This is a genomic window from Caulobacter sp. D5 (genome assembly GCF_003185805.1).
In the GTDB taxonomy this organism is placed as follows: domain Bacteria; phylum Pseudomonadota; class Alphaproteobacteria; order Caulobacterales; family Caulobacteraceae; genus Caulobacter.
In genome coordinates, this window is record NZ_QHJY01000150.1 from 1 (window position 1) to 19912 (window position 19912).

Annotated in this window: 20 protein-coding genes; 9 read left to right on the plus strand and 11 right to left on the minus strand. The window is 68.8% G+C overall.

The genetic code is table 11. The features are described from left to right. The 3 genes from flgA to DMC18_RS11040 all read left to right on the plus strand — a co-directional run. Positions 1-588: flagellar basal body P-ring formation chaperone FlgA (flgA, locus tag DMC18_RS11030; RefSeq protein ID WP_110132937.1), on the plus strand; the 588-nt coding region annotated here is incomplete at its 5' end. A gap of 18 nt (positions 589-606) precedes the next feature. After that, the gene (gene flgH, locus DMC18_RS11035) at positions 607-1338 is read left to right on the plus strand and encodes a flagellar basal body L-ring protein FlgH (RefSeq protein WP_110120635.1); all 732 of its coding nucleotides are present in this window, start codon (positions 607-609) and stop codon (positions 1336-1338) included. A gap of 148 nt (positions 1339-1486) precedes the next feature. Then, positions 1487-1960 carry a hypothetical protein gene (locus tag DMC18_RS11040; RefSeq protein ID WP_110120633.1) on the plus strand — a complete coding sequence of 158 codons (474 nt, stop codon included), beginning with the start codon at positions 1487-1489 and terminating at the stop codon, positions 1958-1960. A gap of 176 nt (positions 1961-2136) precedes the next feature. Here DMC18_RS11040 and dxs read toward each other — a convergent pair whose 3' ends face one another. From dxs to DMC18_RS11070, 6 genes are all read right to left on the minus strand, one after another. Beyond that, positions 2137-4056 (minus strand): 1-deoxy-D-xylulose-5-phosphate synthase, encoded by a 1920-nt coding sequence (gene dxs, locus DMC18_RS11045; RefSeq protein WP_110120632.1) that lies wholly within the window; start codon positions 4054-4056, stop codon positions 2137-2139. Positions 4057-4073: 17 nt separating this feature from the next. Further along, positions 4074-4958, minus strand: a complete 885-nt coding sequence (locus tag DMC18_RS11050) for a polyprenyl synthetase family protein (RefSeq protein WP_110120631.1) — start codon at positions 4956-4958, stop codon at positions 4074-4076. Beyond that, on the minus strand, positions 4955-5317 hold the full coding sequence (locus DMC18_RS11055) for a tRNA-binding protein (protein ID WP_110120630.1): 363 nt from the start codon (positions 5315-5317) through the stop codon (positions 4955-4957). Before DMC18_RS11055 ends, DMC18_RS11050 begins: the two co-directional genes overlap by 4 nt. After that, positions 5317-5571 (minus strand): exodeoxyribonuclease VII small subunit, encoded by a 255-nt coding sequence (locus tag DMC18_RS11060; RefSeq protein ID WP_109099095.1) that lies wholly within the window; start codon positions 5569-5571, stop codon positions 5317-5319. Before DMC18_RS11060 ends, DMC18_RS11055 begins: the two co-directional genes overlap by 1 nt. A gap of 65 nt (positions 5572-5636) precedes the next feature. Next, positions 5637-6257, minus strand: a complete 621-nt coding sequence (locus DMC18_RS11065; protein WP_110120629.1) for a phosphoglycerate mutase family protein — start codon at positions 6255-6257, stop codon at positions 5637-5639. A 43-nt stretch (positions 6258-6300) separates the two neighbouring features. Continuing rightward, positions 6301-7221, minus strand: a complete 921-nt coding sequence (locus tag DMC18_RS11070) for a histone deacetylase family protein (RefSeq protein WP_110120628.1) — start codon at positions 7219-7221, stop codon at positions 6301-6303. 162 nt (positions 7222-7383) lie between these two features. On the opposite strand from DMC18_RS11070, the gene DMC18_RS11075 reads away from it, so the two are divergent. Next, on the plus strand, positions 7384-7725 hold the full coding sequence (locus DMC18_RS11075) for a DUF559 domain-containing protein (protein WP_110120627.1): 342 nt from the start codon (positions 7384-7386) through the stop codon (positions 7723-7725). A gap of 90 nt (positions 7726-7815) precedes the next feature. Here the strand turns inward: DMC18_RS11075 and DMC18_RS11080 are convergent, their stop codons facing one another. From DMC18_RS11080 to DMC18_RS11100, 5 genes are all read right to left on the minus strand, one after another. Beyond that, positions 7816-8433 (minus strand): glutathione S-transferase family protein, encoded by a 618-nt coding sequence (locus DMC18_RS11080; RefSeq protein ID WP_110120626.1) that lies wholly within the window; start codon positions 8431-8433, stop codon positions 7816-7818. 75 nt (positions 8434-8508) lie between these two features. Further along, positions 8509-8880: an endonuclease domain-containing protein gene (locus DMC18_RS11085; protein ID WP_233245290.1), complete on the minus strand. Its 372-nt coding sequence runs from the start codon at positions 8878-8880 to the stop codon at positions 8509-8511. Positions 8881-8948: 68 nt separating this feature from the next. After that, positions 8949-10232: a NupC/NupG family nucleoside CNT transporter gene (locus DMC18_RS11090; RefSeq protein WP_110120624.1), complete on the minus strand. Its 1284-nt coding sequence runs from the start codon at positions 10230-10232 to the stop codon at positions 8949-8951. 289 nt (positions 10233-10521) lie between these two features. Further along, entirely contained in the window at positions 10522-11457 is a 936-nt protein-coding gene (locus tag DMC18_RS11095; RefSeq protein ID WP_233245289.1) for an EF-hand domain-containing protein, read from the minus strand. A 390-nt stretch (positions 11458-11847) separates the two neighbouring features. After that, positions 11848-13920 carry a S46 family peptidase gene (locus DMC18_RS11100; protein ID WP_110120623.1) on the minus strand — a complete coding sequence of 691 codons (2073 nt, stop codon included), beginning with the start codon at positions 13918-13920 and terminating at the stop codon, positions 11848-11850. Between the two features lie 260 nt (positions 13921-14180). Here DMC18_RS11100 and DMC18_RS11105 point away from each other — a divergent pair, with 260 nt between their 5' ends. From DMC18_RS11105 to DMC18_RS11125, 5 genes are all read left to right on the plus strand, one after another. Next, positions 14181-15368 carry an ABC transporter permease gene (locus DMC18_RS11105; RefSeq protein WP_110120622.1) on the plus strand — a complete coding sequence of 396 codons (1188 nt, stop codon included), beginning with the start codon at positions 14181-14183 and terminating at the stop codon, positions 15366-15368. After that, positions 15365-16117 (plus strand): ABC transporter ATP-binding protein, encoded by a 753-nt coding sequence (locus tag DMC18_RS11110; RefSeq protein WP_110120621.1) that lies wholly within the window; start codon positions 15365-15367, stop codon positions 16115-16117. The genes DMC18_RS11105 and DMC18_RS11110 overlap by 4 nt, the downstream gene beginning before the upstream one ends. Positions 16118-16135: 18 nt before the next feature. After that, positions 16136-17146 carry an HlyD family secretion protein gene (locus DMC18_RS11115; protein WP_110120620.1) on the plus strand — a complete coding sequence of 337 codons (1011 nt, stop codon included), beginning with the start codon at positions 16136-16138 and terminating at the stop codon, positions 17144-17146. A 95-nt stretch (positions 17147-17241) separates the two neighbouring features. Continuing rightward, positions 17242-18150, plus strand: a complete 909-nt coding sequence (locus tag DMC18_RS11120; RefSeq protein WP_110120619.1) for an SDR family NAD(P)-dependent oxidoreductase — start codon at positions 17242-17244, stop codon at positions 18148-18150. Between the two features lie 337 nt (positions 18151-18487). Next, positions 18488-19789: an outer membrane protein transport protein gene (locus DMC18_RS11125; protein WP_110120618.1), complete on the plus strand. Its 1302-nt coding sequence runs from the start codon at positions 18488-18490 to the stop codon at positions 19787-19789. Positions 19790-19912: the final 123 nt, after the last annotated feature.

Consider the following 19912-nt stretch of genomic DNA (forward strand, 5'->3'; position numbering starts at 1 on the left):
GCCGGCCCCAGCGTCGTGCTCGACGCCGCCCAGCTGCAGATGACCGCCCGCCGCGCCGGCCTGGACTGGGCCAATCCCCAGGGCCTGCGCCGCGTCATCGTCCGCCAGGGCGTCGAGAACGGCGGCCAGCTGGCCGGCGGCGCCGGCGTCCAGCGCGGCAACGTGGAGGTTCTTGCCTATGCCCGCAGCCTCGCCGCCGGCGAGGTCGTGCAGCCCGCGGACCTGGTGTGTATCAAGGTCGCCGCCGCGCCCATGGATGCTCCCCGCGACGCCGACGCCATGATCGGCATGAGCGCCAAACGCCCGCTGCGCCAAGGCGCGGCCGCCGCCCTGCGCGACGTTTCCGCCGCCCAGGTCATCGCCAAGGGCGATGTTGTCGCAGTCACCTACGATTACGACGGCGTGGCCCTCACCTTGCAGGGCAAGGCCATAGGCGGTGCGGCTGTAGGCGAGACCTTCAGCGTCCAGAACACCGCCAGCAAGAAGATCATCGAAGCGGTGGCCACCGGCCCCGGTTCGGCCGTCGTCGGCCCTCAGGCGCAAGCCCTGAAGGCTCCCCGCAATTCCGTGCGCTACGCCGCCCGCTAAGAGAGCACAGAGATGTCCATGCGTCCCGCCGCCTTCGTCGCCCTCGCCCTGCTCGCCCCGATCGCCGCCTGCTCCAGCGTCAAGGAGGCCGTCAAGGGCCCCGAGCTGGCCCCGGTCGGCTACCCCGCCTCGCTCGCTCCGATGACCCCCAGCTACGTCTCGGCCCGCGAACCGGCCCCGCAGGCCGCCTCGGCCAACTCGCTGTGGCGGGTCGGCGCCCGCGCCTTCTTCAACGACCAGCGCGCCAGCCGCGTCGGCGACATCGTCACCGTGCTGATCGAGATCGACGACAGCGCCAGCACCTCCAACACCAGCAAGTCCTCGCGCACCTCGTCGGGCACGGCGGGCCTGAGCAACTTCTTCGGCCTGGAGTCGAGCCTGGGCAAGGTTCTGCCGGGCGGTTTCGACCCGTCGAACGCCGTCAACAGCAACTCGGGCTTCTCCAACGCCGGCGCCGGCAGCGTCAGCCGCTCGGAAAAGATCAGCCTGACCATCGCCGCGGTCGTCTCGCAGGTCATGCCCAACGGCAACATGGTCATCCAGGGCACCCAGGAAGTGAAGACCAACAACGAGCTGCGCCAGCTGACGGTGGCCGGCATCGTGCGTCCGGAAGACATCTCCTCGGCCAACACCATCAAGCACACCCAGATCGCCGAGGCCCGCATCAGCTACGGCGGTCGCGGCGACATCAGCCGCGTGCAGAAGACCCCGGCCGGCCAGGCCCTGGTCGAGAAGTTCTCGCCGTTCTGATGGATTGAAGGGCCGTCCCGGACACGTCCGGACGGCTGGGTACAATCTTGCGGCGGCCGGCGCGCCCAGGGTCTTCCTGGGGCGCGCCGGCCGATCGGCAGAAACCGCCGGGCGCGGCGGGGCGTTCTCCAAGCAAGGAGATCCGCCCGTGCCCAGCTTCCGCCTTCCCGTCCGCACCGCCGCCGTCGCGTTCGTCGCGCTGCTCGCGGCGGCCTGCGCGCACGAGCGGGCGGCAAATTCCGCCTATGCCTGGGCCTATCTCAACGAGCCCGGCGAAGGTCCCAAGCTGGCCTACGGCCGCCCCTCCAGCGACGAGGTGCTGCTGATGCTGGCCTGTCCGACGGCGGGCGGGCCGGTCGAGGTCTCGGCCAGCGGGATCGCGGGCGGCGCCATAGCGCTCGCCAGCCGCGACCAGACGTCGCGCCTGGCCGCGAAAACCGCCGACGACGGCGGAACCGGGCCCTTCCTGCTGGCCCGGACGAGCCCGCGCGACCCTGCGCTAGGCAATTTTCGCCGCACGGGTGATCTTGCAATCCTTAACGCCGGCAAGCGCCACAGCATCTCGGCCAGCAGCGACGAGCGCGTCCGCGTGAAGGCGTTCTTCGAGGCCTGCGACACCTGATCCCTCTCCCCATGCGGGAGAGGGTAGCCCCCGCGAAGGCGGGGGTCGGGTGAGGGGTCGCACGCACAGAAACGCCGCGAAAGCCGATCAGCTTTCGCGGCGTCTGACTTTTGAGAGACCCCTCATCCGTCGGCTTTCGCCGACACCTTCTCCCGCAGGGGGAGAAGGATCAGAGATCAGGCCCGCCGCCCCGCGGCGCTGACATTGTCCATGCCCAGCGCCGACAGCGCCCCGTGCAGGATGCCTTCGGCGTCGAGACCGGCCTCGGCGTACATGACGTCGGGCTTGTCCTGGTCCTGGAACACGTCGGGCAGGCCCAGCGTGCGAATCTTCAGGCCGCGATCGAGCGCGCCGTGCTGGGCCAGGGCCTGCAGCACGAAGGCGCCGAAGCCGCCCATGGCCCCCTCCTCCACCGTGACGATGGCCTCATGCTCGCGCGCCAGGCGCAGCAGCAGGTCAAGGTCCAGCGGCTTGGCGAAGCGGGCGTCGCAGACCGTCGCCGAAAGACCGCGCGCGGCCAGCAGGTCGGCCGCCTTCAGGCTTTCCGACAAACGCGTGCCGAACGAGACGATGGCGACGCTGGTGCCTTCGCGGACGATGCGGCCCTTGCCGATCTCCAGGGGCTCGGCCGGACCGGCCGGCAGTTCCAGGCCCACGCCCTCGCCGCGCGGATAGCGGAAGGCGCTGGGGCGGTCGTCGATCTCGACGGCGGTGGCGACCATGCGGGCCAGCTCCAGCTCGTCGGCGGCGGCCATCAGCACCATGCCGGGCAAAGCGCCCATGAAGCCGATGTCGAACGAACCGGCGTGCGTGGGACCGTCGGCGCCCACCAGACCGGCGCGGTCCATGGCGAAGCGCACCGGCAGGCGCTGGATCGCCACGTCGTGGACCACCTGGTCGTAGCCGCGCTGCAGGAAGGTCGAATAGATCGCCGCGAACGGCTTCATGCCGTCGGCGGCCAGGCCCGCGGCGAAGGTCACCGCGTGCTGCTCGGCGATGCCGACGTCGAAGGTGCGGGTCGGGAAGGCCTTTTCGAACACATCGAGGCCCGTGCCCGAGGGCATGGCGGCGGTGATGGCGACGATCTTGTCGTCCTTGGCCGCCTGCTTGACCAGTTCCTGGGCGAACACCTTGGTGTAGCTGGGCGGGCCGGCGGCCGCCTTCTGCTGCTGGCCGGTGACGACGTCGAACTTGGCCACGGCGTGCAGCTTGTCGGCCGCGCCCTCGGCCGGGGCGTAGCCCTTGCCCTTCTGGGTGACGACGTGGACGAGGACCGGCTTTTCCTTGAATTCCCGGGCGTTCTTCAGCACCGAGACCAGGGCGTCCATGTCGTGGCCGTCGATCGGGCCGACATAGTGGAAGCCCAGCTCCTCGAAGAAGGTGCCGCCGGTGACCATGCCGCGGGCGTATTCCTCGGCCTTGCGGGCCGCGTCGCGGATCGGGGTCGGCAGCTTTTCCACCACCGTCTTGCCCAGCTTGCGCGCCTTGCGATAGACGCCGCCCGAGACGAGGTTGGCCAGATAGGCGCTCATCCCGCCCACCGGCGGGGCGATCGACATGTCGTTGTCGTTGAGGATGACGGTCAGCTGGCGCGTGGCGTCGGTCGCCGCGTTCATCGCCTCATAGGCCATGCCCGCACCCAGCGAGCCGTCGCCGATCACGGCCACGACGGCGTTGTCCTCGCCTTTCGCGTCGCGCGCGGCGCAGAAGCCCAGCGCCGCCGAGATCGAGGTGGCCGCGTGGGCCGCGCCGAACGGGTCGTACTGGCTCTCGGCCCGCTTGGTGAAGCCCGACAGGCCCCCGCCCTGGCGCAGCGTCTTGATGCGGTCGCGGCGGCCGGTGAGGATCTTGTGCGGATAGGCCTGGTGGCCGACGTCCCAGATCAGGATGTCCTTGGGCGTCTCGTAGACGTGGTGCAGGGCCACGGTCAGTTCGACCACGCCCAGGCCCGCGCCCAGGTGGCCGCCGGTCACGGAGACGGCGTCGATCGTCTCGGCCCGGACCTCCTGCGCCAGCTGCTTGAGTTCGGCGACCGACAGACCCCGCGTGTCGGCGGGCGAGGTGATCGAGTCGAGAAGAGGCGTTTGCGTCGGCATGTTCGTAGAAAGCGCGGTCAGTTGCGGCGGTCCAGCACGAAATCAACGCTGTCGCGCAGATGATCGGCCCTGTCGCCAAAGATATCGAGATGGGCCTTGGTCTGCGCGGCCAGAAGCTCCACGCGTTCCTTGGCGGCTTCGAGGCCCAGAAGGGTGACGTAGTTGGCCTTGCCCTTGACCGCGTCCTTGCCGCCCGCGGCCTTGCCCAGCAAGGCGACGTCGCCCTCGGCGTCGAGAATGTCGTCGACGATCTGGTAGGCCAGCCCCAGGTCCTGGGCGAAGCCCATCAGGGCCGCGCGCTCGGCTTCCTTGGCCCGGCCGATGATCAGCGGGATCTCGAAGGCGAAGGCGATCAGGGCGCCGGTCTTCAGGCGCTGCATGCGCGCCACCGCGCCCAGGTCGTCGCGAACGCCCAGGAGGTCGATCATCTGGCCGCCGCACATGCCGCGCGCGCCCGAGGCGATGGCCAGCTTGCGCACCAGTTCCGAGCGGACATGGCCGTCGTCGTGGGTGTCGGGGTGAGCCATGATCTCGAAGGCGGCCGTCTGCAAGGCGTCGCCGGCCAGGATCGCGGTCGCCTCGTCATATTGTACGTGCACGGTCGGACGGCCGCGGCGCATGTCGTCGTCGTCCATCGCCGGCAGGTCGTCGTGCACCAGGCTGTAGGCGTGGATGCACTCCAGCGCGCAGGCCGCCCGCAGCACCGGCCGCTCGGGCAGGTCGAACATCTTGCCGGTTTCCAGCGCGAAGAACGGCCGCAGGCGCTTGCCCGGACCCAGCGCCGCGTAGCGCATGGCCTCGGTCAGGCGGCTTTCGGGCCCGTCGGCGCGCGGCAACAGCTCGTCGAGCGCCACGGTGACGATGTCGGCCGCCTGGGCGATGCGCTTACCAAGGTCGCTCAAAACAGCTTTCCCCCGTTCGGCGCCGCGCGATCCACCGTCACGAGGACGACTTCGCCCTCGTCGTCGGGAAAGCCCAGGCAAAGGACCTCCGACATGAACGGGCCGATCTGGCGCGGCTTGAAGTTCACCACCGCCGCCACGCGGCGTCCGACCAGCTGGTCGATCGCGTAGTGGCGGGTCACCTGGGCCGACGAACGCTTGACGCCGATCGCGGGCCCGAAGTCGATCGTCAGCTTGTAGGACGGCTTGCGGGCTTCGGGAAAGGCCTGCGCCTGCGTGATCGTGCCGACGCGGATGTCCACGCGCTCGAAATCCTCGAACGCGATCGTCGGCGAGATCTTCGCGGCGGCCTGACCCATCAGGAGAACTCGGCCGGCTCGACGCCCGCGGCGCCGCCCTGGCCGAGCACGATCTTCTCGACCTTCAGGCGCGCGGCTTCCAGCTTCTTCTCGCAGTGGGCCTTCAGGGCCGCGCCGCGCTCGTAGATGTCGATCGACCGCTCCAGCGGCGCCTGGCCCGATTCCAGCTCGGACACGATCTTCTCCAGCTCGGCCAGGGCCTGCTCGAAGCTCAGGGCCGAAAGATCATGCGCAGGGGAAGCGGCGTCGGTCATTTCTACTCCAGGGAGAAGCAGGCACCCTAGTTGGGCAGGCGCGTGCGGGCAACGGCTGTGAGGCTTCAGGAGCGCTCGAAACGCTTGACGCACCAGTATTGGAAGCCCTGGTCGAGCGTCTTCTTCAGGCCGCGCTTCTGCAGCGCCACGCCGATCATGGTGTTGAAGAAGCCGTGGGCCACCAGCAGCACGTTCCGGCCGTCCTGCGACAGGGCGATCAGGGCGTCGGCGGCGGCGTCCGCGCGAACCTCGGCCTGCTTGCGGCTTTCCTGGCCCATGTGGTGATCGAAGAACCACCACCAGAAGCGCGAGAAGAAGCCCCACTTCTTGGGCGACAGCTTGATCCAGCTGGGCCAGGGCGGCGGCGGCAGCGGCGCCTCGATGAACATCGGGTCGCGCGGGAAGTCGCGACCGCCGGCGATGGCCTGGGCGGTCTCGATCGAACGGCGCCGGGTCGAGGAAATGATGACGTCGGCCTTGCGGGCGATGTCGAGCAGGCAGTCGGGCGGGGTCTGGCCAGCCAGCAGGCCGCCCTCCTCGTACAGCGCCCACCAGTCGCCATAGGCCTGGGCGCTGAAGTGGATCTTGCGCGACAAGGCAGGCTCGCCGTGGCGCGCCAGGACGATCGCCCCGGGTGGGCGGACCACGGGCGAGGCGGTCTGGTCGGCGGTCGGTGCGTCGGCCATTTTCCTCGACGGTCCGGCTCGCGCGGGGCGCGGCGCCGGGTCCCTATCCTTCCTGAAGCGCTCGAACATGCGCCTGGGCCGAACGGCCCAGCGCTTCGAGGTCGTACCCGCCCTCGAGCGAGGAGACAATACGCCCTCTGGCTCGACGGTTCGCGACGGCGACGATGGCCCGCGTCGCCCAGGCGAAGTCTTCGGCCTCAAGGCTTTGCTGCGCCAAGGGATCACGTAGGTGGGCGTCGAAACCGGCCGAGATCAGCACGAGGTCGGGTGCGAAGGCGTCGACCCGCGCCATCAGCCCGTCGAACGCCTTGCGCCAGGATTCGCGCGCCGCGCCGGGCGCGACCGTGGCGTTGACGATGTTGCCCACGCCGGTCTCCGACGGATCGCCGGTGCCGGGATAGAGCGGCGACTGGTGGATCGAGGCGACCATCACCGTCGGGTCGTTCTCGAACGCCGCCTGGCTGCCGTTGCCGTGATGGACGTCGAAATCGACGATCGCCACCCGCGAAAGGCCGCCGGCCTGGGCGACGCGGGCCGCCACCGCCACGTTGGAGAACACGCAGAACCCCATGGCCGTCCCCGGTTCGGCGTGATGGCCGGGCGGGCGCACGGCGCAGAAGGCCCGGCTCCCCTCCCCGCTCGTCACATGACGCACGGCCGCCGCCACCGCGCCGGCCGCCCGTCGCGCGGCGATCAGGCTGCCGGTCGACATCACCGTGTCCGGGTCCAGCGCATAGATCCCCGCGTGCGGCGCGGCGGCGAAGATCGAATCGACGAAGGTGGCCGGATGGATGCGCAGCAGGTCGGCCGGATCGACCAGCGGCGCCTCGAACGGCTCCAGGTCGAGACCCGCCTCGTCCTCCAGCGCGTCGATCACCGCCTTGAGCCGCGCCGGGCTCTCCACGTGGCCAGGCCCCGGCCGGTGGTCGAGCATGTCGGCGTGGGTGAACAGCGAGACGGCCATGGAACGAGGTTATGCCGGATAAATCCCCCTTCAAACCCTCTCTCTTAGAGAGAGGGAGGGGCCCATCGCGCAGCGATGGGAGGGTGAGTGGTTTCGCCGCTCACAGGAAAACCCCAATTCCTATGCTTGAAAACGCCAAAGCCCCGCACCCAAGCTTTGCGCATGGACAGGACCGCCTACGCCCGCCGCCTTCGCCAGAACCAGACCCTGGCGGAAAAGACGCTCTGGGCGCTCGTCCGCAACCGCCGCCTCGCCGGCTTCAAGTTCATGCGGCAGATCGCGATCGACCGCTATTTCGCGGACTTCGTCTGCGAGGCGGGCAAGCTCATCGTGGAGCTCGACGGCGCCGCGCATGACGGTCGTGAGGTCTATGACGATCATCGTACCGACACGTTGGAGCGGATTGGGTACGTGGTTCTCAGATTCCCCAATGAACGGGTCTTGGCGGACCCCGGCGGGACCGCCGCCGATATCCTGGCCGCGCTCCGATCGGTGAGGTTGTAACCACTCACCCTCCCACGCCTTCGGCGCGGGCCCCTCCCTCTCTCTAAGAGAGAGGGATCGCGTTAGCTACGGCCGCAGCTCAGATGCTCCCTACACCCCCGCCTTCGCCGCCGGCCGCGCGTTCATCTCGTCCAGCCAGCGCTTGACGTTGACCAGCGCCGGATCCGGCCGGAACCGCGCCATCCGCGCGAAGTCGATGCCGGTCACCGCCAGGATGTCGGCGATGGTCACGCGGTCGCCAGCGATGAACGGGCTGTCGGCCAGGCGGCGGTCCAGCACCTTGATGCCCTTCTCGGCGGCGGCGCGGTTGTTAGCGGCCACTTCGGGGACCTGGGTCTCGATCGCCGCCAGGGCCGGATGGCTGTGGCGCACGGTCAGCATCAGCGGTGTGGCCACCAGCATCTCGGCCCGCCGCGCCCACATCTCGATGATCGCCGTCTCGCGCGGGTCGCGACCGAACAGGTTCGGCTCGGGATAGACGCTTTCCAGATAGCGGCAGATGGCCACCGACTCGGTGATCGTGGTCCCGTCGTCCATCTCCAGCGCGGGCACATTGGGCAGGCCGGCCCTGGCCATATAGTCGGGCGTGCGGTGCTGGCCGGAGAAGATGTCGACCTCGACGATCTCGACGTCCTCGATCCCCTTCTCGGCCATGAACCACCGCACCCGGCGCGGATTGGGCGCGCGACGGCTGTCATAGAGCTTCATTCTGATAGTCCTCCCGCGCCCAATAGAGCCCTTCCCCCTTGATGGGGGAAGGGTTGGGATGGGGGTGACGCTGCGTCAGACGACAAGCCGCCGTATCTCCATCGCCACCTGCTCGGCCACTTCCTCGGGCTTTCCGAAGGCGTCGCCGTCCCGAACGCGCAGCACCCGATAACCCTGCCCGGCCAGCCAGGCGTCGCGTTCGGCGTCATGCAGCTGTTCTTCGGGAAGGTCGTGGCGCCCGCCGTCGACCTCGATAACGAGTCGCGACGGATGATGCACGAAGTCGGCCACGTAGCGGCCGATGGGCGCCTGGCGCCGAATGTGGATATCCAGCGCTCGAAGCGCCTTCCAGAGATTCCGCCCGCTGGCGGTCATGTCCCGCCGAAGGCGGCGAGCGCGGCCGACGGCGCCCGGGGCGTGCGTCAGCTTCGGTGTTCGTTCGGACACGCCGTGTCACCCCCATCCCCGGCCCTTCCCCCCATCAAGGGGGAAGGGAGAGGTGGAGGCAACGGGTGTTACAGCCCGAACAGCGCCCGCGGCATCAGGCCGATCAGCGAGCCGGTCAGGCAGGTGGCCAGGAAGCCGGCCAGCATGGCCTTCCACACCAGGCTCAGCACTTCCTGGCGGCGCTGGGGCACCAGCACCGAGAAGCCGGCGACGTTCATGCCCACCGAGCCGATGTTGGCGAAGCCGCACAGGGCGTAGGTCATGATCATCCGCGAGCGCTCGTCCAGCGTGGCCGCGCCGGTCTTGGCCATCTGGATGAAGGCGGTGAACTCGGTGAGGATCAGCTTGGTGCCCAGCAGGCCGCCGGCGGCGCCGGCTTCCTTCCAGGGGATGCCCATCGACCAGGCCAGCGGCGAGAACACCACGCCCAGGCCGCGCGTCAGGCTCAGCGGCTGGCCGCCGATGGCCGGCAGCATGGCCAGGAACTTGTCGAGCATGGTGGCCAGAGCCACGAAGACGATCAGGGTCGCGCCGACGTTCAGCGCGATCTGCAGGCCGTCGGTGGTGCCCTTCATCACGGCGTCGATCGAGCTGCCGTAGGTCTTGTCCTCGGTGGCCAGATCCAGATCGCCGCCCTTTTCCAGCGGATCCGACGGCACGACGATGCGGGCCAGCAGCACGCCGGCCGGGGCCGAGATGATCGAGGCGGTCAGCACGTGGGCCGCGGCGTTGGGCAGCACGTCGGCCAGGATGGTGGCGTAGGCCACCATGGTCGAGCCGCTGACGCAGGCCATGCCGACCGTGATCAGCATGAAGAGTTCCGAGCGGCTCAGCTTGTCGAGATAGGCGCGGATGAAGATCGGGCCTTCGATCTGGCCCATGAAGATGGTGGCGGCGGTGGCCAGGGCCGGCGGGCCGCGCAGGCCCAGGGTCTTCTGGAACACGAAGCCGAAGCCTTGGGCGGCCCACTTCAGGATCTTCCAGTGCCATAGCAGCGCCGACAGGGCGCAGACCACCAGGATCACCGGCATCACGCGGAAGGCGAAGATGAAGCCCGCGCCCGGATTGCTGACCGGATAGGGCTGGTCGCCGCCGGCGAGGAAGCCGAACACGAAGGCCGTGCCGGCCTGGGTGGAGGCGCCGAGGCCCTCGACCGCGCCGTTGACGCCGCGCAGCATCTGCTGGGCCTGAGGCAGGCCGAACAGGAGCACCACCAGGCCGACCTGGATGATCAGGGCGCCGACGGCCAGCACCCACGGGAAGCGCTTGCGGTTTTCGGAGACGAGCCAGCAGAGGCCCAGGGTGAGCGCCAGGCCGGCGAGGGCCTGGACGTTCTCAGGACGGAAAAGCAACGGCAGAACCTTGAATTATGAAGCGACGCCCCCGCGACGCCGACCAAGGGGCCAGTTTGTCCAACACAAGCGCGTCGGGCGCAAGCGGCTTGCTTAACCTTTGGCGTCGCGGGCGCCGGCGCCTGCCGGGCGGGCGACTGGCGTCAATATCAAGTCATAGCCCCCTTCCCGTTGGCGGATGGGGGAAGGGCCGGGGATGGGGGTGACACGGCGCCGGCCGGATAGCCGGTCAACGCAGGACCACCCCCACCCAACCCTCCCCCATCAAGGGGGAGGGCTTTCAGTCCGATCAGGCGGCGATGTTCACCGACTGGGTCGAGGTCGAGCTGCTGGAGCTGTCGTCGCTGGCGGTGCTGGTGGTCATCGCATCGGCCAGCTGCTGGAGCAGCTTCTGCATCATCTCCGACGCCAGGTTCGAGCTGGACAGGGTGTCCATCACGCTGGAGGCGCTGTCGGAGCTCGGATCCAGCAGGCTGGAGAATTCCGTGCTCGACAGGCTGCCGTCGCCGTCGCTGTCGGCCGCCGAGATCAGGCTGGAAGCGGCCGAGGCCGCATCGCTGCTGTCGGTGTCGGCCGCGGCCAGTTCAGCGGCCGAGACGGTGCCGTCCTGGTTGGTGTCGAGGGCGTCGAACACCTGGCTGGCCGCGGCTGCGCCGCCAGCGCCGCCACCACCGCCGCCGCCTTCACCACCGCCCGCGCTCTCGCTCGGCGGAGGTCCGGGCGGCGGACCGCCCATCGGACCCGCGCCGCCCGAAGCCTGGGCCAGCGCCGCGAACTCGTCGCCCGACAGCGTGCCGTCGCCGTCGCTGTCGCCGTCCGAGATCAGGCTCTCGACGGCCGACGACACGTCGTCCGACTCGCCCAGGGCGCTGCTCAGGGCCGTGATCAGCTCGTCGCTCGACAGGGTTCCGTCGGCGTCGGTGTCGAGGGATTCGAAGATCCCCTGCCCGCCGCCCATTCCCCCCATCTGGCTCGTGCCGCCTTCCTGCATGGAAAGCAGCGAGCCGAGGGTTTCGGAGCTGAAACTTTCGCCGCTGGAGCCTTGCGAGCTCATGGCCGGCGGAGGCGGCGGCGGGGGTGAACCGCTGCCGACCTGCATTTCTTGCCCAGTGGACGAGCCACTGGACGACGACGTGGCGCTGGCCGCGGACGTCGTTGAGGAGCTGCGCATCGACTGCAGCAGCTGCTGCATGATCGAAGAACTGCTCAGGCTGGAAACGCTCAAGGCGATTTCTCCTGGTGCCGGTGGACGCGCACGAAGCGCGAGAAACGCGCGCCCTTGCCCCGGGCGCGCTCCGACACCAGCGAAAAACATTCCACATTTCAGTGTGTTGCAGATGTGAAATGTGGATTTGGGGAGAGATGCATCCCCCTACCGTAAAATCCCCGCGAAAGCGGGGACCCAGGCTTTTTCTGAAACCCGCAGTGCTCGACGATAAAACACCTGGGTCCCCGCTTTCGCGGGGATTTTACGGAGGAGAGGCATCCTCCCCCTCAAGAACGCAAAACGCCGCGACGGCCGATCGGCTGTCGCGGCGTTCGATGTCTGAGAGACCCCTCACCCGACCTCCCTCCGGGAGGCCACCCTCTCCCGCAAGGGGGAGAGGGGTCAGGATCATTTCCCCGAGACCAGCTCCTTCACCAGCGCGTCGCGGCCGTAGACCTTGGTCAGGGCCTCGGTGATCGCCGCCGTCGAGACCACCACGGTGCGGTTGATCGCACCGTCATAGCCGAAGGCGCCGCCCAGCGAGTGGATGTTGCCGTCGAAGGCGGCCCCGATCACCCGGCCCTTGGCGTCGATCACCGGCGAGCCGGAATTGCCGCCGATGATGTCGTTGGTGGTGACGTAGTCGTAGACCGTCTTGGGGTTCAGCTTGTCCTTGGCGGCGATCCAGCGCGGCGCGGCCTCGAAGGGCTCGGCGCCGGTGACGCGGTCGTAGAAGCCGGCGAAGTCGGTGAAGGGCGTGATCGTGCGGCCGCGATGGGTCCAGCCGGCGACCTTGCCGTACGACAGGCGCAGGGAGAACGTCGCGTCCGGATAGACGCTGTCGCCCAGCACCGCGAAACGGGCCTTGGCGATGCGCTCGGCCGCCGCGTCGGTCGGCGCGGTGACGGTGGCCTCATAGGTCTTGCGCACCTCGCGGCCCGCGCCTTCGGTCTTCAGCACGAACTGGATCATCGGGTCGTCCGAGGCCTGGACGGCGGCCAGCCCCCCGTCCCACAGCGCCTTGCGGACAGCCGGGTCGGCCAGCTTGCTGCCGGCGACCAGGCGGGCCGACAGGCCCTCGGGGCTTTCCTTGCCCAGCAGCAGCTTCACCGCCGGCGCGTCGGCGGTCAGGTACTCGCGGGTCTTCAGCAGCCAGTGCTCGAGATAGAGCTGCTCCAGCGGCGCATCGACCGGCTTGACGTCCAGCAGGCGCTTCTCGGCCAGCGGCAGGCGGGTGTCGGCGAATTCCGGCAGGCGCTCGGCCGAGGGCTTGGCGCGCTCCTGGGCGCCGCGCACCAGGGTGCGGGCGTAGCCGTAGAGGTCAGAGCCGCCGCCGGCCGAGGTCTCCAGCTGGCGCATGGTCACGAACTGGTCGGCTAGCGAACCTTGCGCCTTGTCGATCTCGCCCCACGGGTCGCCGATCTCGGCCGACAGCTTCGGATCGGCGGCGACCTTGGCCTTGAGATCCGTCTCGGCGGCGCGCTTGGCGTCCATGAACTTCTTGTCGCTGAGCACGAACTGCTGGCCGAAGAACACCTTGAAGCTGTTCTCCACCCCGGCCAGCGGCTGGTTGGCGATGCGCTTGTTCTCTTCGCTCCGCTCGCCGAACTGGATCAGGCGGCCGCGCATCTCCGAGCGCTGCAGCTGGCCGACCGGGATGATCAGGTCGCGGTTGGTCTCCAGCTGCGAGACGGTCAGCTGGCGCTGGGTGGTGCCCGGATTGCCGGCCACGAAGGTCGGCTCGCCCTCGACCGGGGCGGTGGCCCGCCAGGTCAGGTGGCTGGGGGTCACCGCCGGCTTGCCGTCCTCGTACAGGCGCAGGAAGGCGCTATCGAGGTTGAAGCGCGGGAAGTTGAAGTTGTCCGGATCGCCGCCGAAGAAGGCCGTGGCGTATTCCGGCGCGAACACCAGGCGCACGTCGGCGTAGCGGCGGTACTTGTACACCTTGTACTGGCCGCCCCGGTAGAAGCTGATGGTCTGGCAGCGCAGGGTCTTGTCCTGGCCGCAGGCGGCCAGCTCGGCGGTGGCGAAGGCGGCGTCCCGCGCCTTGACGAAGTCCTGGCCGGTCTTGCCCGCGCCCGCGGCCTTCACCTGGTCGGTGACGTCGATGATCGACAGCAGCACCTCGGCCTGCATGCCCGCGCACTTCAGCTCTTCCTCGCGCGCGCCGGTCAGGAAACCGTCCTTGACGTAGTCCTTGCCCTCGCTCGACAGCGACTGCGAACAGTCGGCCACGCAGTGGTTGTTGGTCAGCACCAGGCCCTGCCCCGACACCACCGAGGCCGAGCAGCCGGTGGTCAGGCGCACGGCCGAGGCGCGCACGGTGTCGAGCCACTTCTGGTCGATGTCGACGCCGTAGGTCTGCTTGACCTTGGCCGAGGGGAAGTTGTCGAAGGTCCACATCCCCTCGTCGGCCTGGGCGGCGCCAGCGGCCGCGAACGAGAGCACCAGGGCCGAGGCGGCCAGAGTCGAAATCTTCATGAGGCGTCCTTGCCTAACGCGTGTCGCTGACGCGGATGATTACCTGGGCGTCGCCGATGCCGATACCGGCGTACAATGTAACAGTCCATAGCCAAGCCGGACCATCGCCGCCAGCCCTGTTTCAGATGTCGGCTTGCCGACGCAACAAACGTGCTCGCGCACGGCGTTTCATCGAAGGGATGTAGCTTACCCCGATTTAACTTGGCCGCACGGCGATCCCGCTGTTCTCCTACAACCGTGAATTGGGGGAGCAGTCCGTAATGTCGTTGGCCTTGGCCACGTTGCTGTACGAGTGGCGTCGATACATGGCGGCCGTCGTCGCCCTGGCCTTCTCGGGCCTGCTGGTGCTGGCGCAGGTCGGCATGTTCGTCGGCATCGGCAAGGGCTTCACCGCCCAGATCGACCGCGCCCGCGCCGACATCATGGTGCTGGGCCCCGGCGCCAAGGCGCTGTTCGGCGGCCCCTCGGGCCTGCCGCGCCGAATGATCCCGCTGGTCTACAGCCACCCCGAGGTGATCCAGGTCGCCCCGCTCGACGGCTCGGGCGGCCGCTTCCAGAACATCCTGTCGCCCGAGGAGACGGCCAAGGCCGAGGCCCGCGCCAAGCGCGGCGAAAAGGGCGGCAACGGCCGCAAGACCGAGTTCGTCAACGTCACCGTCATCGACGCCATCCCCGGCTACGTGACCGTGCCGACCGACTACACCAGCTCGATGATCGAGGCCCTGCGCCGCCCCTACGCCGTGGCCGTCGACCAGACCGCGCTCAAGCGCCTGGGCGTCAAGAAGGGCGACAAGGCCCTCTACAACGGCAAGACCATCACCATCGGCGTGGTCACCACCGGCTATCCCAACATCATCCAGCCCACCCTGGTGATGTCGCGCGACACCCTGCGCATGCTGGGCGAGGCCGACACCGGCCAGCGCGTCGGCCCCCTGATGGTGCAGATCCGCGACCCGGCCCACGCCGAGGTCGTCGCCGCCCAGCTCAACAAGAAGGCCGACGGCAAGTTCCGCGCCTGGACCCGCCAGGAACTGGCCGACGCCAATTCCGGGGCCATGCTGGAGGATCAGATCATCGGCATCATGCTGGGCTTCTCGGCGTTCCTCGGCCTGCTGATCGGCGTGGCCATCACCTGGCAGACCCTGCGCGGGGCCATCATGGCCAACATCAAGGAGTTCGCCTCCCTGCGGGCCCTGGGCGTCTCCATGGGCGACCTGCGCAACATCGTCATGGAGCTGTCCTTCTGGGTCGGTATCGTCGGCGTGTTCGCCGCGGGCCTGCTGACCTGGCTGGTCAGCCTGCTGGCCGTCGCCGGCGGCGTGCCGATGTACTTCCCGCCGGTGCTGGTCGCGATCGTGGCGGTGTTCCTCGTCGTCATCGCCATGCTGTCGGGCTTCCTGTCGCTCGGCGTCCTCAAAAACAGCCAACCTGCGGACCTGCTGCGATGAGCGGAAACAACAACGCCCACAAGCGCGGCGAGACCGCCCTGGCCGCCAAGGGCCTGGTCAAGCGGTTCAAGACCGGCCGCACCTTCATCGAGGTGCTCAAGGGGGTCGATTTCGACGCCCGCCACGGCGACGTGACCATGGTCATGGGCCCCTCCGGCTCGGGCAAGTCCACCCTGGTGGCGGCGCTGTCGGGCCTGCTCAAGCCCGACGAGGGCCACGTCTCGGCGCTGGAGGCCGACGACCTGTGGGCGCTGCCCCCCGGCCGCATCGACCGCTTCCGCCTGGATCACTGCGGCTTCATCTTCCAGGGCTTCAACCTCTTCCCCGCCCTCACCGCCAAGCAGCAGGTGATGACGGTGCTGAAGTACCAGGACGTCGGCCCCGGCGAGGCCGCCCGCCGCGCCCAGGCGGCGCTGGAGTCCGTCGGCCTTGGCCCGCGCGTCAACCAGCGCCCGTCGGAACTGTCGGGCGGCGAGAAGCAGCGGGTGGCCATCGCCCGGGCGCTGGCCAAGAACCCCAACCTGATCTTCGCCGACGAACCGACCTCGGCCCTCGACGGCAAGAGCGGCGAGACGGTGATCAAGCTGCTGCGCGCCGCCGCCACCGAGCGCGGCGCGGCGGTGGTCTGCGTGACTCACGACCCGCGGCTCGAGGCCTATGCCGACCGCGTCATCCACATCGAAGACGGCCGGATCCTGGACGACGTGCGCCGCACGCCGGACGCCGATCCCGCGCCGCTCAGCCACTGATTTCCGGGGGAAGTTCACATGCCCAGGTTCCTGCGTCGCCCGACCTTCTGGATCGTCATCGTCGTCATCGGCCTGCTCGCGGGCGGCCTCTTCTATGTGAAGGGCCAGGCCGCCGAGAAGAAGAAGAAGCTCGAGGTCGCCGCCGCCCAGGAGGAGCCCTCCCCCTATGCGGCCATCGCCAACGGCAAGGCCGACGTCGAGGGCGGCGTGATCCAGGTGGCCGCGCGCCGCCAGGGCATCGTGCGCCAGGTCTTCGTGCAGGAAGGCGACGTCGTGGTCGCCGGCCAGCCCCTGGCCAAGCAGGAGGACGACGAGCCGCGCCTGGCCGCCCAGACCGCCGCCGCCAGCCTCGCCTCGGCCCGCGCCCAGCTGGCCCTGCACCAGGTGCAGCTGCGCACCGCCCAGCGCGAGTACAAGCGCCTGCAGAACCTGTCGGCCTCCAACTTCGTCGCCGCCCAGCGCCTCGACCAGGCCAGCGACCAGATCGCCCAGGCCCAGGCCAATATCGGCGCCCAGCAGGCCGCCATCGCCGTCGCCACCGCCCAGGTCGGCCAGGCCAACTTCAACCAGGAACTGACGGTGATCCGCGCGCCGGCCAACGGCCGCATCGCCCGCCGCTACGCCAATCCCGGCGCCGGCGCCTCGACCCTCAACGTCACCTCGATGTTCGACCTGGAGCCCGACACCCAGCGCATCGTCCGCGCCGAGATCGTCGAGGCCGACCTGCCCAACGTGAAGCCCGGCCAGGAGGTCGAGATCCAGCCCGAGAGCGACCCCGACAAGGTCTACATCGGCCGCGTCCTGCGCCGCGCCGCCGTCTTCGGCGCCCGCAAGCTCGCCTCCGACGACCCCAGCCAGCGCAGCGACGAACGCGTCGTCGAAGTCGTCGTCAGCGCCGACGGCGCCCCGCTGCTGGTCGGCCAGCGCGTGCTGGTGAAGTTCATGAAGCCCGGCAAGAAGGCCGGCGCCAAACGCGACAAGCCGACCGCCCCGGTGGCCGGCGGCCTGACCAAGCCGAAGAAGACCTGATCGCGATGGCCCAAGGCGGGGGCGCCCTTGACGCCCCCTCCCCGCCGCCGCACAAACGCGCGAAACCAAACACGCGTTTGAGGGAGACTTAGGGCATGGCGGACGACATTCGCTTCGACGGTCAGGTGGCGATCGTCACGGGCGCGGGCGGCGGGCTCGGGCGTCAGCACGCCCTGGAGCTGGCCCGGCGCGGGGCCAAGGTGGTGGTCAACGACCTGGGCGGATCCGTCGACGGCTCGGGCGGCTCGTCCGACGCGGCCAAGGCCGTGGTGGCCGAGATCGAGGCCTTCGGCGGGCAGGCCATCGCCCACGGCGCTTCGGTGACCGACGACGCCGGCGTCGCCGACCTCGTCAAGACCACGATCGACAAGTGGGGCCGCATCGACATCCTGGTCGCCAACGCCGGCATCCTGCGCGACAAGACCCTGACCAAGATGGAGCTGGCCGACTTCGAGGCCGTGATCCAGGTCCACGTCTTCGGCACCTTCAAGCCGATCAAGGCCGTCTGGGACATCATGAAGGCCCAGAACTACGGCCGCATCGTCGTCACCACCTCGTCCTCGGGCATGTACGGCAACTTCGGCCAGTCCAACTACGGCGCGGCCAAGATGGCGGTGCTGGGCCTGATGAACACGCTGAAGCTCGAGGGCGCCAAGAACAACGTCAAGATCAACGCCATCAGCCCGGTGGCCGCCACCCGCATGACCGAGGGCCTGATGCCGCCGGAAGTGCTGGAGAAGCTGAAGCCGGAATACGTCACCCCCGGCGTCGTCTACCTGGTGTCGGAAGACGCCCCCACCGGCGCGATCCTGACCGCCGGCGCCGGCGCCTTCGCCCTGTCGCGGATCTTCGAGACCGAGGGCGTCTATCTGGGCGAAGGCGGGCTGTCGGCCGAGGAAGTCCGCGACAGCTGGGAGCAGATCACCGCCGAGCCAGGCCAGCAGGCCTATTTCAACGGCGGCGAGCAGGGCCAGAAGTTCTTCCGCAAGCTGGCCGGCGGCTGAAGCTTCCCCAAGGTAAAGCACTACGGCGCGGGCGCGGGATCCAGGTCTCGCGCCCGTCGCTTTTCAAAGCTGACAAAACCGTCAAAAGAGCGCCATTCGCGATTTAGGCGAATACATGGCTTTACCTAAGGGAAACCCGCGTTTCTGACGTAACGACGAATAGAGTGAGGCCTAAAAGCCGCCATTTCTTTGACGCGATGAACAAAATTCACCGCGAAGCGAATAAATAGCAACGTTTTTTGAAAAGATCAGTTAGAGGCGACAGCAACCTCCAGCGCTGCAAGGCGTTTGGCGGACCGAACAGCCTCCCCAAGCTCCCTTAGAAGGTGCGTCAGTCATGTCTCTCTCGCGTAAGCTCCTGGCCGCCGGCGCGGCCGTCGTCGCCCTCGCCGCCGCCTCGCAAGCCTCGGCCTCGGGCTTCTACCTGCAGGAACAATCGGTCCGCGGTTCGGGCCGCGCCTATTCGGGCGAAGTCGCCGACACCGGCGCCGCCAGCCTGTGGTGGAACCCGGCCGCCATCGCCAGCGTCGAGCACGCCGAAGTCTACGGCGGCCTGCACGCCATCCTGGTCAACTCGGACGTCAAGAACACCGGCTCGACCATCACCCGTCCGGGCCAGGCGACCACCGCCATCAGCGGCGAAACCCGCGAAAGCAACCCGATCCTGAACGGCCTGCTGCCGAACTTCGCCGGCGCCTGGCGCCTGAACGACAAGATCGTCGTCGGCCTGTCGACCGCCGCCCCGTACAACTTCACCACCAAGTACGGTGAAGGCAACTTCGCCCGCTACGACGCCCTGAAGTCGCGCCTGACCTCGATCGACATCCAGGGCACGGTGGCCTACCGCCTGACCGACCAGATCGACCTGGGCGTCGGCGTCAGCGCCGAATACGCCGATGCGAACCTGACCAACGCCCTGCCGCAGGTCTCGCCGCTGCTGGCCGACACCGGCCGCCAGTCGCTGACCGGCGACGGCTGGGACTACGGCTGGACCGTCGGCGGCCAGTTCCGCCCGACCTCGACCCTGACCGTCGGCGCCAGCTACCGCTCGAAGATCGAACACACCCTGAAGGGCCAGGTGACGATCGCGGGCCTGAGCAGCGTGCTGGCCGCCAGCAACGGTTCGTTCGACGGTGAAGCCACCATCACCACCCCGTGGATGGCCACCCTCGGCGCCCGCTGGGCCGTGACCCCGAAGACCACGCTGAACGCCTCGGTCAGCCGCATCGGCTGGAGCGAGTTCGACGCCATCCGCGTCACCCGCGCCGCCGGCACCACCGTGATCGACCAGGACTACAAGGACATCACGACCATCGCGATCGGCGTCGATCACCAGCTGACCCCGCGCCTGACCCTGCGCGGCGGCGTCCAGAAGGACCCGACCCCGACCCCGGAAAACGGCCGCACCGCCCGCGTGCCGGACGGCGACCGCATGCTCTACGCCGTCGGCGCCACCTGGGCCGCCAAGCCGAACCTGATGCTCGACGTCGGCGCCAGCTACATCGACTTCGACAAGGCCGTGATCACCCGCACCGACGTCTCGTACGCCGGCACCGCCGCGGCCACCACGACCGTCCTGAAGGGCGAAGCCACCGGTTCGGGCGCCGTGCTCTCGACCGGCGTCCGCTGGACCTTCTAAGGCTTTCCAGCCTCTGAAACGGAAAGGCCGCCCGGATCGCTCCGGGCGGCCTTTTTCGTTTCCCAAGACCCTCCCCCTGAAGGGGGAGGTGTCGGCGAAGCCGACGGAGGGGGATGTGACTGC